The sequence below is a fragment of the Mycoavidus cysteinexigens genome, assembly GCF_003966915.1.
Taxonomy (GTDB): domain Bacteria; phylum Pseudomonadota; class Gammaproteobacteria; order Burkholderiales; family Burkholderiaceae; genus Mycoavidus; species Mycoavidus cysteinexigens.
This window is the reverse complement of record NZ_AP018150.1, coordinates 1267760-1284791: the sequence shown is the minus strand read 5'-3', so window position 1 is coordinate 1284791 and position 17032 is coordinate 1267760. Positions and strand designations below refer to the sequence as shown.

Here is a 17032-nt window from a genome sequence, read left to right as displayed (position 1 = left end):
AAAGAAAGTTTAGACGCTTTAAATCCGTTTCAGCCCTTGGCAAAACGCAACGATGCGCTGCGCTCCCGCCAAGCATTCATCCAGTTCAGCCACCAGCGCAATCCGCACGTAATTACGGCCTGGATTAAAGCCACCTACATCACGCCCTAAATAGCTACCTGGCAGCACCGTTACATTGTATTCAGCAAACAGACGCTGCGCGAATTCTGTGTCATTCATCCCCAATTCGTCAACGCGCGCCCATAGATAAAACCCCGCATCCGGCATACGCACATCCAACACCTCAGCCAATAAAGGCGTTACGGCTGCAAATTTGCTGCGATATTGGGCGCGGTTTGCGCGCACGTGCACCTCATCATTCCAAGCAGCAATACTGGCCGCTTGCACTGCTGGATTTAAGGCACTGCCATGATAGGTGCGGTATTTTATAAATTGCTTAAGCAACGCCGCATCACCCGCGGCGAACCCCGCGCGCAAACCTGGCGCATTTGAGCGCTTAGAAAGGCTAGACAGTACCAGCAACCGCTCAAAGCCACGGCCAAGGAGCTGCGCCGCTTGCAGGCCGCCTAATGGCGGCTTAGCCTCATCAAAATAAATCTCTGAATAACATTCGTCGGAAGCAATCACAAAGCCATAGCGCTCCGATAAGGCAAACAACTGCCGCCAATCTTCCAGACGCAATACCGCACCGGTTGGGTTTCCTGGGGTACAAACATAGAGTAACTGCGCGCGGGCCCAAACGTCAGCAGGCACGGCATTATAATCGCAGGCAAAATTCTGGGCCTGCGCAGAAACGAAATAGGGTTGTGCGCCCGCTAACAACGCCGCACCTTCATAAATCTGGTAAAACGGGTTAGGACACACCACCAGCGCACCCGGGCGACTGCTGTCAACCACAGTTTGCGCCAGCGCAAAAAGCGCTTCGCGGGAACCCGCCACGGGCAACACCTGAGTTGCTTCATCAACTGTTGGAAGTTGATAACGTGCTTGCAACCAAGCCGCCAGCGCTTGCCTCAGCTCGACTGAACCCACCGTAGATGGATAGTGCGCCAGCCCGCTTAAAGCACTAATTAATGCGTCTTTGATAAACTCTGGTGTAGGATGCTTAGGTTCGCCAATGCCAAAACTGATGGGTGGCAGCGGTGCGGGCATAATATGAGCAAACAACCTACGCAGCTTTTCGAACGGATAAGGCTGTAATTGATTCAGAAGAGGATTCACGTCAATGATCTTGCATAAGAAATGAAAAAAGCACACTCAGTTTAAGCTCAAGATTGTAGGGCAAAAACGCTAGAGCGGCAGAACCGATCTTAGCCTAAGCAAAGTTTACAGAATGCCAGACAATAGAACCCGTTCAAAATTTTTAAAACTAACAACCTAAAAAAAGCAATATGAATTTAAATCCACTTGGCAAAGGGCCTTCAACCCTAAGCTCATATAGCAAGCAAAGTTTGCCAGCGCTTGCTATTTTACTCGGCGCATCCGTTTGGGGCGTGATTTGGTATCCGCTGCGCTTATTAGCTGCGCTCGGCATCTCTGGCACGCTGGCTAGCGCGCTGGTTGGCTTCTCCACCTGTCTATTTTTGTGGATTGTATTTTGGCGCTCTCTATCCACAGGGCTTCGCTCAATATTATCGAATGCGCTCCCCATTTCTAGATACGATGCCTGTCTGCTACTCGCCGCGCTTGCGTTCGCCGGAGGCATGACAAATATTGGCTTCACCTGGGGCGCGATTCACGGGCAAGTCATGCGGGTCATGTTGCTATTTTACTTATCGCCAGCTTGGACGGTTTTTTTTGCGCACTGGTTATTGCACGAACGTATAAATGCAGCGGATATAGCCATTGCATGCTTATCGTTAGCAGGCGCCATGCTCATGCTTTGGTCCCCTGAGCTTGGCGTCCCGTTACCCGCAGACCTCGCTGAATGGGCTGGACTCCTTGCCGGCATCAGCTTCGCGCTGCAAAATGTGCTCTCCCGTAAAATAAGCCGCGTGTTGCCTAGCTTACCCGCTCAGTTACGCACCGTTACCATCTTTGGCGGCGGCGCTTTAGTCGGCTTAGCGCTCATTCCACTTGAACCGTTTTCTCTGGCTAGCTTACCACTCGCGCCGCCCGCATTAAGCCATGCGCTGCTCCTGACAATTTGCTTGGGAGCCGTGCTCGCGTTAAATAATATGCTCGTGCAATACGGGATCCAGCGTATTGCAGCAAACCGCGCGGCATTGATTATGCTCTTTGAAATTGTCATCACCGCACTCTCTGTCTGGTGGCTCACAGGTGAAATGCCCAAGCCGCGGGAATGGAGCGGAGCAAGCTGTATTATTGTTGCTACGCTTTTATCCAGCTGGGTACATCGGCGGCGTTGACCTCGATTTTTCGTCAGGCAATTGAAATGCGCAGGCAGATAGCGGGCTCCGTATCTCCTGCGCCATCGACTCAATTAAGCGCCGCTGCCAACTTATTATTTATACAGATCGACCGATCCAGCCGTTTTTGCGCCGCAACATAATTTGCTTGAAACTTTATAAAAAATCAGAATTTGTATGAACTTATTATAATTTTGCAGCGCGTCAAATTATTTTTAGCAGGATATAAAATAAATCATATTCTGTGTATCGTTGCCGACTAAATCTTGACAAAGATTTTTTATAGTTTATCTTGAAAAACCCTAAATTAATTTTTGTTGATTCAAACTAGCCTAATAAAGCAGTAAAAATTCGCTTTATTATTGGGTTAACCATTGGCAGCAGTCTTAGGCTTTGAACTTTCTTACATCTTATACTTTTAAACCAAACTATTTATCAATAACTAAATCGGGGTTAAATATGGTGGATTTTTCTCGTTTATGGGCTAAAATACTTAAAATATTGCAAAATGAATGGCGTATCGCTCGCACTCGTTCAGCGCTGAGCATACTAGACGATGAGGCATTAAAAGATGTTGGACTTACCCGAGCTCAAATATGGTTATTAGAAGAAACTCCGCGCATTAAATCTTGCTCAAAAAATTATCCTTATCATCACCGTAGGGCAAACCAAAATTAATCATCAATAATCCTCAGCCTAGTTGAGAGAAGGGAGCAGGCCTGATTTTCATTTTTTAGAAGCAGCCTATTCCACGCAAATTAAGCACCAATTATCATCTAAACAGGAAACATATCGCCCAAAATAGTTATTCACAACCTTTAGAGCATTTATTTTTTTATACGGCACAAATTGATTGATTAAAGCTGAGAGTGATTCGAACGGAATTTCAAAGATGGCTGCAAATATATACCTAGCCCATCTACATTAGGCAGAACGCATTAAAAAAATGCCAGCAGTGGTATGATCTCGGTTTAGCGCCGACGCATCGACCTCGGGCTGTTCGCTGGCACGAGGCAATGCAGTATCAGGCGCTTTGCATTTTTTCGTTAAGCTTTTTAGATCAGCGGTTGCTTCGTGCGTTTAATCTCAATCAAACTGGCAGGCTTTAAGTCATTTGTCGACCCGACTTCTTTTGCGGTGCCAGGTCAACGGGTTGGTGTGGTTGGACCAAATGGCTGCGGCAAATCCAATATCATTGACGCCGTGCGCTGGGTGCTAGGGGAATCGCGCGCTTCCGAATTACGCGGCGAATCGATGCAAGATGTGATTTTTAACGGTTCAACGCAACGCAAGCCAGCGAGCCGCGCTAGCGTAGAGCTCATTTTTGATAATAGCGCCGGCCGCGCGGCAGGGCAGTGGAGCCAATACACTGAAATCGCGGTTAAGCGTATCCTTACACGCGACGGCGCGTCGAGCTATTACATCAATAACCTTAGCGTGCGACGCCGTGATATTCAGGGCATTTTTCTCGGCACGGGCTTAGGCCCTCGGGCATACGCCATCATTGGGCAGGGCATGATTGCACGCATCATCGAGGCCAAACCTGATGAATTACGGGTTTTCCTTGAAGAAGCCGCCGGCGTCTCAAAATATAAAGAACGGCGGCGAGAAACCGCCAATCGCTTGCATGACACACGCGAACATTTGACGCGGGTGGAAGATATTCTACGCGAACTCACCCATCAGCTAGATAAACTTGAAGCCCAAGCAACGGTCGCGCAACGCTACCAAACACTAACGGCCGAAAGCGAAGAAAAACAACTTCTATTATGGCTGCTGCGCAAAAATGAAGCGCAAGCAGAAAAAGCGCGCCAACAAAGCGCGTTGGCTAACGCTCAAGTCGAGCTTGAAGAACAAACCGCTAAACTACGTGAAATTGAAGCTCAGCTCGAAATTTTAAAAGAAGCCTATGCTGTGGCTAGCGATACATTACAAGTAGAGCAGGGCGTAATGTATGAAATCAATGCGCAAATCAACCAACTTGAAACGCAAATACGCTTTATCACAGAAACCCGTCAGCGGATACAAACGCAAATTAGCAACCTGAGCGCGCAGCGTGAGCAATGGCTGGCGCAGGCAGCTCAAGCTAGCGCTGAAAGCGTAAATGCAGAGCAAATCCTAGCTGCCGCCACCGAAAAAAGTGCGCAAGCAGAGCATGCCGTTCAAGCCCAAAACCATGCGCTACCCGCCCTCGAAACGCGCTGGCGCGAAGCACAAGCTAAATTAACACGTGGGCATAGCCAAATCGCCCAGCTTGAACAGACTTGCAAACTTGAAACCACCCAACAACAACACTCGCAACAGCAGTTACACCAATGGCAACAGCGGCGCGAACGCCTGCACCAGGAAATCCGCTCACTGGCTATGCCCGATCCGGCACAGCTTGAAGCCTCGCGCATCCAACTCGCTGAACAAAATGAGAATCTACACCAGCAGCAGCAAGATTTAAACCAAGCCCAGCAAGCCGCTCTACAAAGCGAGCAAGTACAGCGCTTAGCCCAGCAACAGTGGCAAGCTGAAACCACGATCCTACAACAGCTCGAAGCGCGACTCAACGCATTAAAGCAACTCCAACAAAGCGTACAAGCCAACGATACCCTGCAGCCCTGGCTTGAGCAGCACGCTTTCGCCGCAGCGCCGCGCTTATGGCAAAAACTGCATATCGAAGCAGGCTGGGAAACCGCGCTCGAAGCCGTGTTGCGCGAACGCTTGGCCGCCCTTGAAATTTCAGATCTGACCCAAACTCCTACGCTAGCCGCTGGAGCTCCGCCCGTAAAACTCGCCTTTTTTGCGCCACCGCCAGCGCATCGCCCATTAACGCCACCCACCGGCTTACGTCCGTTGCTCGCCTTTTTACGCATTAATGACCCCAGTTTGCGCACCGTACTAGCGGACTGGCTAGAGGGTATATTTATTGCCGACACTCTGACGCAAGCGCTCGCCGAGCGGGCGCAACTGCCGCTTGGATCTGTCTTTGTCGTGCCGGCGGGGCACCAAATCAGCCGAGTTGGCGTGCAATTTTATGCCGCAGACTCAGAACAAGCTGGCCTGCTTGCACGCGCGCAAGAAATTGAAAACTTGGACAAACAAGCGCGCGCGCAAAGCCTGCTCACAGAAGATCTCAAAACCACGGCAATGCGCACTGCAGAGGCCTGGCGTCAAGCCAATCAAACTCTCACCGAAGCGCGCGCACAGCTCGAACAGAGCACCCAACGCGGCCATGCCTTGCAACTAGAAGCACTTAAACTGACCCAAGCCGAAGAACGCTATACTGCACGCAGCGTACAAATCAATGAAGAACTCTCGGAAGTCATTGCGCACATCGAGACGCAAAACGAACATCTCGCTCAAGCCGAAGATAATTTTAAACAAGCACGCCAAGCGCTAGTAGCGGCCCAGGCGAATCTCAGCGATGAGCAACACCGCTTCAGCACACTTGAGCACGAGCTAACCCAAGCGCGTCAGCAAGCCCGCACACATGAGCGGAATGCGCAAGAAGCACACTACGCGGTGCGCGCTGCAACCACTCGCATCGATGAATTAAAACGCGTTATCCAAGCGGCCCAAGAGCAAGCCGAGCAGCACCTTAACACGCTACAGCAAAGCCAGACTGAACTCGAAGCAACCCAGAGCCAAGCCCTACAGGAAAGCCTAGAAGAGGCGCTTAACGCGCGCGTTGCTAAAGAACACGGATTATTAGCAGCGCGCACCGAGCTCGATACGCTTGGCACGCAACTCCGCATGAGCGACGAGGCGCGTTTAACGGCCGAGCGCGCTTTACAGCCGCTACGCGAACACATCACGGGCTTGCAGCTCAAAGCACAAGCGGCACAGATGAATCAAACGCAATTCGACGAACAACTTGCTAGCGCCGGCGCCGACCAAGCTGAACTTGCCGCTAAACTTCCCCTGGAGCTTAAGCCGTCCGCTTTGCAAAGTGAGCTCACCCGCTTAAACCAGGCAATCCAGGCGCTCGGTCCGGTCAATATGGCAGCGCTTGACGAATGCGCCGCCGCCCGTGAACGCAAGCAATTCCTAGATGCGCAATCCACCGATTTAAATAGCGCGATCGATACGCTTGAAACCGCCATTCGCAAAATTGACCAAGAAACGCGGCAGCTCTTACAAAACACTTTTGATGAAGTAAACCGTCATTTTGGCGAACTCTTCCCCCGCCTTTTTGGAGGAGGGCAAGCCAAACTTCTGATGACCGGCGACGAAATTCTCGATGCCGGCGTGCAAGTGATGGCGCAACCGCCCGGCAAGAAAAACTCAACCATTCATTTACTTTCCGGCGGTGAAAAAGCCTTGACTGCCACCGCTCTAGTGTTTGCCTTGTTTCAACTTAACCCAGCGCCATTTTGTCTGCTGGATGAAGTCGATGCTCCTCTAGATGATGCAAACACAGAGCGTTTTGTCAATTTAGTGCGGGCAATGTCCGACCACACGCAATTTCTGTTTATCTCACACAACAAAATTGCGATGGAAATGGCGCAGCAACTGATTGGCGTTACCATGCAAGAGCAGGGCGTTTCGCGGATTGTCGCAGTCGATATGGAAGCGGCAGCAAATTTTGTGGTCGCAGCCTGATGCATGGAACACACTAGAGAGAGGGCATGGACGAACTGCAATTTGCTTTAATCGGTGCGGGAGTATCGGTTTTACTGGGCGTTATAATTTACAACGCCTGGCAACACATTAAAATTCGGCGTGCTTTGCCACGTTCATTGCCAACAACAGAGCTTAAGCAGAAGGAACACATAGAAGAAATAGTTGATGAAATCGCCTTGCTCAATCCTGTACAAACCAGCCTACAGCCCCAAGCGTATATGCAGTGCGACGAAGCAGCTAAGGAAGCTACCTTAAGTTCAACCTCAGCGACTAATTCGCCAGCCGATCCCACAAGCCATCTTCTAACCAACGCCAATCGTAATCCTAAGCCTAGGAGTATCATCGACCATCGTATCGACTGCATTGTGCCATTACATCTGAGCGCGCCGATTGTTGCTGAAAAACTCATTCCCCTTGCGCAACGGCTACGCCGCGCTGGCAATAAACCTATTTTTATCGAGGGAAAAGCCAGCGCCAACAGCGCCAGCTGGCAAAACTTACAGCCTGGTGACCGTTATCAAGCTTTGTGCATTGCAGTACAACTTGCAAACCGCTCAGGCCCGTTAAACGAGCTAGAATTTTCTGAATTCATCACTGGCGCACAAACCCTTGCTGATGCGTTAGACGCCGAATTAGAGTGCCCTGACATGACCGCAACTGTTGCGATTGCCCGCGAACTTGACGCCTTTGCTGCCCAATGTGACGTACAGCTCTCAATCAATGCAACCTCGGACGGTGCGCCTTGGTCCGCCCAATATATTCAAACCATTGCGACACAAGATGGATTGCTACTGTCACGCGACGGCACGCGTTTCATCAAACTTGATGCTCAGCAAAATCCGATTTTTATGTTGCAATTTAACAACATCAATTTTTTGCGAGATGACCTAACATTTAAAGGAGGGCAAAACATCACTTTTTTATTTGATGTACCGGCTGCAGACGAAGAAGCGTTTCCATTTAGGCTAATGTGCAATTATGCAACCTCTCTCTCGCAACGCATTGGTGCGCACTTAACTGACGACAAGCAACGCGCCTTGTCAGCGGCCGAACTAGCTGCAATCGAGCAGCAATTAATCACTCTCTACGCTAAGCTTGAAGCAGCGCAAATTCCAGCCGGTTCGCCACTTGCGCGGCGCTTATTTATTTAAATTTAATTAAATTTAAATAAACACTCCACTTTATTATTTGAGATTTAATATAATAAATAAAAATAAATCCTTTTAATTTTATTTTTTTCAGACTACCATTCTATCCAGTTAGCACTTTTTTAAGCTTTAAATTTTTTAGTTTTTCATTTTGAGGCATCTAATGCAAGATCATTGTAGATTTTCCTACGGCGGTTATCACAAATAAAGAAAAAATTGAAAAATTTTTTTAGCGGCCGAACTGGCCGCAATCGAGCAGAAATTAATAATATTTTTCATAAGCTTGAAGTAGCACAAATGCCGGTTAAGGCACCATTGGTGCGGCGACTATTTATAGATACTTTGGTTAAAGCAACATTTAAAAATTAAAATTATTTGAATTTAAATTTTTGAAACAAATATTAATTGGAAATTATACAAATGATAAAAAAATAATCTTTATTTTATTTAATTTAAGACTATTCTCATATTCAATTCAAGGTCTTTTAAGATATATTTAACTATTTTTATTTTGAGGTTTTAATGCGGTACTTTTGTAATTTAAATTTTTTGAATGCGCTCACCAAAAACAAAGTTGAGCAAAGTAAATTTATTAAATATGTATGTGTATTATTACGGAAAACATTTTTTTATACAGCAATTAGTTTAAGTGTTATTGCCAGCACACTGGGACATGCTGTAAATGGCGAACCGAATGACTCTATATCGCCAGATCAGAGCTCTAATCCACAAATAGAAATTCCATCTATTTCATCTACACGCAGAGGATCTGACTCTGACTTGCTACCAAACGCGTCAAAGGAGAGACCTAGATCTAGCTCTCAAATCCGACAAAGCTCTAACCTATTTGATATGGGACTCAACGAAGTTGATATAGGCAAAGTTACGCTTGAGAAAAACAAGAGATCAAGCGAAAAATTATTATCACCGGAAAATTTGATTGACCCTAATAGCTCTATTGACTCTGTTGGCTCTACGTTCTCTGACGGTAAGATTGAAATAAATGGCAAAACATATACATATACCGAGTATTCAGATTACCTTAAAGAGTTAGATGTAGAACCTTACAAAAGGCCGGTCTTTTATGATGATACTAAAAATAATGAATCTGATACAGACTCAATTACATTGGATAAGAATGGCGGTCGCCCTACAATAATTCGTGGACTCGCACCAGCCAAAGAAGGTGGAGATGCAGTCTCCCTTAAGGTACTTGATTATAAATTAAATGAAAAAACCCAAGAAATAGAAAGTTTGACAAAAGGTTTTTTTATAAAAAACTTAGATCAATTTAATTCTAAACTTAATTTATTATTTCCATCATTATTTCTGACAGATGAGTCCATCCAGCTAGGAACGTCTATACCTCCGCTTTCCCTGGGCCTATATAGCGGTGCAGAAGGCTCCGGAGCAACTGCATTTGGTGTGTATGCATCAGCTTTAGGTGTTGGGACTACTACATTTGGCAGCAATGCACGAGCGAATCGTGAGCAGGCTTCATCATTTGGACATGGGGCTATCGCGAATGCATACAATTCACTCGCACTTGGATATGGTGCTGTTGCAGATGCATACAATTCAGTCGCACTTGGTGCGAATAGTATTAGCGAAAGACGAGATACGGTATCAGTAGGGAGACCAGAAAATCTACGTCAAATTACTCATGTCCAGGATGGTCAAGATCCGACTGATGCAGTGAATGTTAGACAAGTTGTAAAAGAATTGAATGAAGCCGAAATTCGATTAAAAACCTATAATGATAACCATATTGAAAGTTCATATAGAAATTTTGATAATACACTTAATTCTTTAAGAAAAGATGTCGATAAATTAATGCCTATAGATGGTAAAATTGAGAAATTAGAATTAGATATAATTACAAGAAATATAGAACAAGAAGTTAAAGCATTAGATGAAAAACGTAGAGTAGATGAATTAGTTGAATTTAAAGACGAGAATGATGAGGCATTAAAAAGACTTCGTAATCATTCAATATCCAATAGGCCCGAAACATTTTCTGACGGCCGCAGGCATTCAATGAATATAATTGACTATGAAAGAGATCATAACGTTATCAAATTAATTCCTCAAGAAAAATCAGGAGTGATCCTTAGAAATATTGCTCCCGGTATCCTTGATAACGATGCAGCAACCATGGCTCAGCTTAGAGACAAGTCAAAAGAATTTAATAACGCTATCGCTATAAATTATGGCCAAGTTAGCGCAAAAATTAATGAATTTGATGGAAAAATTAACAGCATGGTAGCAGATGTAAACCTTATCACAGATGAGGTCAAAACAGTTAAAAACAAAACTGAACAGATTAGTTTAGATCCTGCAGGATCATATAATCTTCAAAAATATATTCAAGAGACTCTTGACAGCTATGTTGAAAGCCAAGCTTTTGAAAATATGCTAAGTACCAGCCCAGCAGTAAATCAAATACCAACATTTAATAACTCAGCTCGTTCATCCCGTGCGTCTCTTGGAGAAGAGCTTGCTATGTTCGCACCAGGTTATCACCCTCTCGAAGAAGACAGTGATGCCCCATTTTCTTTAAGTTCAAATAATTATAATACTGCTAGAAAGTCTCCCCTTAGCCCCAATAAAGATTCTATAATTTTCTCAAGAAAAAAAAACAAGAAGAAAATGTATCTTAATGAAGGAAATTCAAGTGATAGTAGCGCAACAACAAACAGGCGAGACACTGCTACATCTAAGCGCCAAAACACAGTATCTAAAAAAACATTCAATATTTTGGTTAGTGATGTAAAAAAATTATACACGGTAGTCGAATCCATATGCCAATTAGAGCCCCATTTTCAAGTACTCCTCGAATCGGCCATAAATGGTATAACGCAAGCAACTGATATAACTGAAATGCTAGTACACTCATCTAATTTTACAAGTAATAGCGATAATGATCCCTTCTCATTATCCGATAGCGATACAGACACTAACCACACTACAAGTTCTAACTCTAGTCCAAACAATAAGCTAAAAAGAAAATACTTCAGCTCAAACTTAGTGCCTATTCGTGAAACCAGTAGTGAAACACTGGCAGGCTTATTTCAAAGTAACAGTGCTGTTACTGTCGGTAATGAAGCTACTGCTGCTGTTCAAGGAAGCATGGCAACTCACACAGCCACGGTCGCGAGCGCTGCTACAGAGGCTCAAGAAACGATCTCGACTAATGCAACGACTGTCAATAACGCTGCCATAGCTGCTCAAGGAAGTATGGCAACTCGCGTAACTACGGTCGCAAGCGCTGCTACAGAGGCTCAAGAATCGATCTCGACTAATGAAACGGCTGTCAATAACGCCGCTACAACTGCTCAAGAAAATATGACAACTCACGTAACCACGGTCGCAAGCGCTGCTACAGAGGCTCAAGAATCGATCTCGACTAATGAAACGGCTGTCAATAACGCCGCTACAACTGCTCAAGAAAATATGACAACTCACGTAACCACGGTCGCAAGCGCTGCTACAGAGGCTCAAGAATCGATCTCGACTAATGAAACGGCTGTCAATAACGCCGCTACAACTGCTCAAGAAAATATGACAACTCACGTAACCACGGTCGCAAGCGCTGCTACAGAGGCTCAAGAATCGATCTCGACTAATGAAACGGTTGTCAATAACGCTGCCATAGCTGCTCAAGGAAGTATGGCAACTCGCGTAACTACGGTCGCAAGCGCTGCTACAGGTGCTCAAGAATCGATCTCGACTAATGAAACGGCTGTCAATAACGCTGCCATAGCTGCTCAAGAAAATATGACAACTCACGTAACCACGGTCGCAAGCGCTGCTACAGAGGCTCAAGAATCGATCTCGACTAATGAAACGGCTGTCAATAACGCCGCTACAACTGCTCAAGAAAATATGACAACTCACGTAACCACGGTCGCAAGCGCTGCTACAGAGGCTCAAGAATCGATCTCGACTAATGAAACGGTTGTCAATAACGCTGCCATAGCTGCTCAAGGAAGTATGGCAACTCGCGTAACTACGGTCGCAAGCGCTGCTACAGGTGCTCAAGAATCGATCTCGACTAATGAAACGGCTGTCAATAACGCCGCTACAACTGCTCAAGAAAATATGACAACTCACGTAACCACGCTCGCAAGCGCTGCTACAGGTGCTCAAGAATCGATCTCGACTAATGAAACGGCTGTCAATAACGCCGCTACAACTGCTCAAGAAAATATGACAACTCACGTAACCATGGTCGCAAGCGCTGCTACAGGTGCTCAAGAATCGATCTCGACTAATGAAACGGCTGTCAATAACGCCGCTACAACTGCTCAAGAAAATATGACAACCCACGTAACCACGGTCGCAAGCGCTGCTACAGAGGCTCAAGAATCGATCTCGACTAATGAAACGGCTGTCAATAACGCCGCTACAACTGCTCAAGAAAATATGGCAACTCACGTAACCACGGTCGCAAGCGCTGCTACAGAGGCTCAAGAAACGATCTCGACTAATGAAACGGCTGTCAATAACGCTGCCATAGCTGCTCAAGGAAGTATGGCAACTCGCGTAACTACGGTCGCAAGCGCCGCTACAGGTGCTCAAGAAACGATCTCGACTAATGAAACGACAGTCAATAACGCTGCCACAACTGCTCAAGTAAGTATGGCAACTCGCGTAACTACGGTCGCAAGCGCTGCTACAGGTGCTCAAGAAACGATCTCGACTAATGAAACGACAGTCAATAACGCTGCCACAACTGCTCAAGTAAGTATGGCAACTCGCGTAACTACGGTCGCAAGCGCTGCTACAGAGGCTCAAGAATCGATCTCAACTAATGAAACGGCTGTCAATAACGCTGCCATAGCTGCTCAAGGAAGTATGGCAACTCGCGTAACTACGGTCGCAAGCGCCGCTACAGGTGCTCAAGAATCGATCTCGACTAATGCGACGACAGTCAATAACGCTGCCACAACTGCTCAAGAAAATATGGCAACTCACGTAACCACGGTCGCAAGCGCTGCTACAGGTGCTCAAGAATCGATCTCGACTAATGAAACGACTGTCAATAACGTTGCCACAGCTGCTCAAGAAAGTATGGCAACTCACGTAACCACGGTCGCAAGCGCTGCTACAGAGGCTCAAGAATCGATCTCGACTAATGAAACGGCTGTCAATAACGCTGCCACAACTGCTCAAGAAAGTATGGCAACTCGCGTAACCACAGTCGCAAGCGCTGCTACAGGTGCTCAAGAATCGATCTCGACTAATGAAACGACTGTCAATAACGTTGCCACAACTGCTCAAGAAAGTATGGCAACTCACGTAACCACAGTCGCAAGCGCTGCTACAGGTGCTCAAGAATCGATCTCAACTAATGAAACGGCTGTCAATAACGTTGCCACAACTGCTCAAGAAAATATGGCAACTCACGTAACCACGGTCGCAAGCGCTGCTACAGAGGCTCAAGAATCGATCTCGACTAATGAAACGGCTGTCAATAACGTTGCCACAACTGCTCAAGAAAATATGGCAACTCACGTAACCACGGTCGCAAGCGCTGCTACAGAGGCTCAAGAATCGATCTCGACTGATGCAACGGCTGTCAATAACGCCGCTACAACTGCTCAAGAAAATATGGCAACTCACTTAACAACGGTCGCAAGCGCTGCTTTAGAGGCTCAAGAAGAAATTGCTAATGAGAAAGCTGATTTTATGATGGTAGCTACAACAGCCAAGCAAAACATCACAGCTAATAACGATAAATTTATAGCTTTCGAAGAAAAACTTGACAACTTTGAGCTACGGTTTAATACGATTGACGCCACTTCAGGAAACCATATTAATCCAGTACTTTACGATAATCACAACCGTAATACTGTTACTCTAGGTGGCGTCGGTTCTAAAACTCTTGTCAAACTCTCGAACGTAGCACCTGGCAAAATATCAGAAGACAGCACTGATGCAGTCAACGGGGCCCAGCTTCTTGAGGGCATCAATTATTCAGTTCAATACACAGACCAACGTTTTTCTGAAATGGGGCAAGGTATGAATGAAATACGACAGGGCATGAATGAAATGGGGCAAAACATAAATGATATGCGCCAAAGCATCAACAACGTAGCAAACCACGCCTATTCAGGAGTAGCGGCCGCCATGGCTATGCCCAATATGGGATCAGTTAGTCCTGGCCGTACCATGGTAAGTATAGGCACCGCAAGCTTTAAAGGTCACAAAGCAACTGGTGTTGGAGTAACTTACCGTTCACGCGGGGGGCAAGTGGTCATTAATGCTGCTGCTTCAAAAGCAGGCTCAGACGCAGGGATGCGTGTACAGGTTGGCTACGAATTTTAAGTCAACGGGTAGAGCTGACCGTTACAGGCTTCACGTAAAGCCTGTAACGCTTTGTCTAGCCGTGCTCGATCCGTGCTGCGCGAGCGGGCAGATGTTTCGAGTTGGTCAGCCGTGTCAGCAATCGAAGAAAACTTAAACATTAAAGCTGAGCCTTTAATCCGGTGCGCATAGCGGGCAACGCCTTCCATGTCGCACTGGTTTAAAGCAGCATTAAGTTGGTGAATATCTTGCACCGTAGTTTGTTGAAAACGTGTAATGAGATGATGCGGATCTTCGCTTGGGGTCCGGGTCGTTTCTTTCACGCCTTCCAAACCATTTGCCTCAGAAAAAGCTGCCGACTGATGCGCCAGGCTTTCAAAATTATTCTCAAGAGTAGGCAAGGGCGCCCAAACAGCCAATATACGTTGTAATACTTCACTCTCTAGCGGTTTGCTGAGCACCCCATCCATGCCACTCGTCAAACATTGCATTTGATGCGCGTCATCGGTAGCGGCAGAAAGGGCGAAGAGGGCAGTGTACGGATAAAGCGGACCTCGCTCCCGCTCGATGCTCCGAATTTCACGCGCTACGGTGTAACCATCCATATCAGGCAGTGAACAATCCACCAGTACAATTGGAAATTCCTGTTCTTGCCAAATTTTCAACCCTTGCGCGCCATGCGTAGCAAGCACAGCATGATAACCAAGCAGGGTAATCTGCTCCAGTACAACAGATTGAATGGCAATATGGTCTTCAATCAAAAGCACCTTAGGCACAGCACGCGGTGCGGCCGCCGGCTGCGTTACGCTTAGTAATGGAGGTTGCTTCGCATTCTGTTGAGTTTGTGTTGGAACACACGGCCTTTCGTCTTGGCTAGCGCCAGCCTCAGAATGCCATTTCAGCACTTGTATCGGAACCCGTACGCTCGCTGTCGTGCCTTGATTCGGCACGCTGTTAATCATAATATACCCACCCATGCGTTTAGCTAGCTTATTTGAAATCGCTAGCCCCAAGCCAGAGCCGCCATAGCGGCGTGCAATTGAATGATTAGCTTGGGAGAAAGGGCGGAACAAACGGGTTTGTTGTTGTGGGCAAATCCCGATCCCAGTGTCACACACAGATAAAATAAGTTCAGCGGTATTTTCAACAAAATCCGATTTATCTATTGCAAGCTTTAAAGTGACTGAGCCGGTATCGGTAAATTTAACTGCATTAGCAAGTAAATTGACACAAATTTGCTTAAATCGTAAAACGTCTAAACAAATTCGTTCCGGCAAATTTTCACTTATCTGAATAAAAATAGGCAAATGCTTATTTGCAGCGGGCGCAGCCACAACATCTACCACTTCTTTGGCTAGCTCGGCGGGCTGTACTGGAGTTTTTTTAAACGACAAATCCCCAGCGTTATTGAGGGTATCGTTCAGTAATAATAGGAGTGATTGAGCGGTGGATTCAGTCACGGCAATCAAGCGCGATTGCCGCCTTGCATCGCCAGAAAACCTTTTAAGCATTTCAACTGCGCTGATAATAGCGCTAATCGGCGTACGTAATTCATGGCTGAAAATAGCCAGTAACATAGATTTTTCTTTGACTGTTTCAGAAGCCTTTTTATGCGTTTGCCACAGATGAAAAACCAGACAAATAAAAATAATTGAGCTAACCGCAAGCACTAACGCTTCATTATAGATGCTATAAAATGAAGTTTGTGACGCTACTATTTGAGGTGCGGGTTGCGTCTTAGCCGGCTGAGGAGAAAGATAAATCCAGCGCTGTTCAATTTCATCTTTTTGCGCGGCTGAAAGCATAGCGAGAGATTTATCTAAAATATCGCGCAATAAAACAAGATCGCCTCGTACCCCCATGCGGCCAATAATGGGTAAATTAGGGACCTTACTTGAATAAAAAAGTATGCCCCGGTACTTTGTCTTCATTAAATGATGAAAATTCATGCCAAAGCCTAACGCTGCATACGCCTTGTTTTTGGCTACAGCGGAGAGCGCGGCTTCTGGCGAAGTCACCTGTAATACTTTGATATCGGGGTGATACTGACGCAACCAGTACGCGTAAAATGCACTGTTACTAATGGCCACCACATGGCCGGCGAGTTGGCGCAGATCTCCGGTTACCGGGGTCTCACCCTTGGTAATCACAACACTTGAGCCGCTAAAATAAGGACGCGTGCAACGCACATAGCCCAGCGCCTCATCAACCTCAGGAAAGCCATAAGCAACCGGCAATAGATCAACCTGGCCGGCTCTTAATTTTTTGAGCGATGCTTGCAAAGAGCGGGTAGGGACGAGCTGAAACTGTAAGCCGCTGATTTGTGTAATAGCCTGTAGGTAGCCAGCGGTTAAACCTTGATGCTGGCCATGCTCAATAAATTCAATCGGCCCCCAATCCGGCGCTACCGCGATCCGCACTACTGGGCGCTGCTCAAGCCAAACCCGCTCTTCAGCAGAAAAGCAAATTTTTTTCTCAGCGCTATACACGTGAGTCGAGATTATCAAGGTAACCGCTAACCACAACGAGTAGCAAAGTTTGCGGTCCAAATATATGCTCATTCGAGGTGTTTGGGGAGAGATTTGCGTAAGAGCC

General features: G+C 46.5%; 7 protein-coding genes. 5 read left to right on the top strand and 2 right to left on the bottom strand.

What is annotated here, in order from left to right:
- Nucleotides 1-18: 18 nt before the first annotated feature.
- Nucleotides 19-1221: a succinyldiaminopimelate transaminase gene (dapC, locus tag MCB1EB_RS05340; RefSeq protein ID WP_026920628.1), complete on the bottom strand. Its 1203-nt coding sequence runs from the start codon at nt 1219-1221 to the stop codon at nt 19-21.
- Between the two features lie 170 nt (nt 1222-1391).
- On the opposite strand from dapC, the gene MCB1EB_RS05335 reads away from it, so the two are divergent.
- The 5 genes from MCB1EB_RS05335 to MCB1EB_RS05315 all read left to right on the top strand — a co-directional run bounded on the left by MCB1EB_RS05335 (nt 1392) and on the right by MCB1EB_RS05315 (nt 14458).
- Entirely contained in the window at nt 1392-2369 is a 978-nt protein-coding gene (locus tag MCB1EB_RS05335) for a DMT family transporter (RefSeq protein WP_045362358.1), read from the top strand.
- A 459-nt stretch (nt 2370-2828) separates the two neighbouring features.
- Complete coding sequence (locus MCB1EB_RS05330; RefSeq protein WP_026920629.1) at nt 2829-3047, top strand: DUF1127 domain-containing protein; 219 nt, start codon at nt 2829-2831, stop codon at nt 3045-3047.
- Between the two features lie 396 nt (nt 3048-3443).
- Nucleotides 3444-6959 (top strand): chromosome segregation protein SMC, encoded by a 3516-nt coding sequence (gene smc / locus MCB1EB_RS05325; RefSeq protein ID WP_045362360.1) that lies wholly within the window; start codon nt 3444-3446, stop codon nt 6957-6959.
- Between the two features lie 26 nt (nt 6960-6985).
- Nucleotides 6986-8131, top strand: a complete 1146-nt coding sequence (locus MCB1EB_RS05320; protein WP_045362362.1) for a cell division protein ZipA C-terminal FtsZ-binding domain-containing protein — start codon at nt 6986-6988, stop codon at nt 8129-8131.
- 546 nt (nt 8132-8677) lie between these two features.
- A complete protein-coding gene (locus tag MCB1EB_RS05315) occupies nt 8678-14458 on the top strand; it encodes a YadA-like family protein (protein ID WP_161566183.1) in 5781 nt (1926 codons plus the stop codon).
- On the opposite strand, the gene MCB1EB_RS05310 is transcribed toward MCB1EB_RS05315, so the two are convergent.
- A complete protein-coding gene (locus tag MCB1EB_RS05310; RefSeq protein WP_161566182.1) occupies nt 14455-16986 on the bottom strand; it encodes an ATP-binding protein in 2532 nt (843 codons plus the stop codon). The genes MCB1EB_RS05315 and MCB1EB_RS05310 overlap by 4 nt on opposite strands.
- Between the last annotated feature and the right edge of the window lie 46 nt (nt 16987-17032).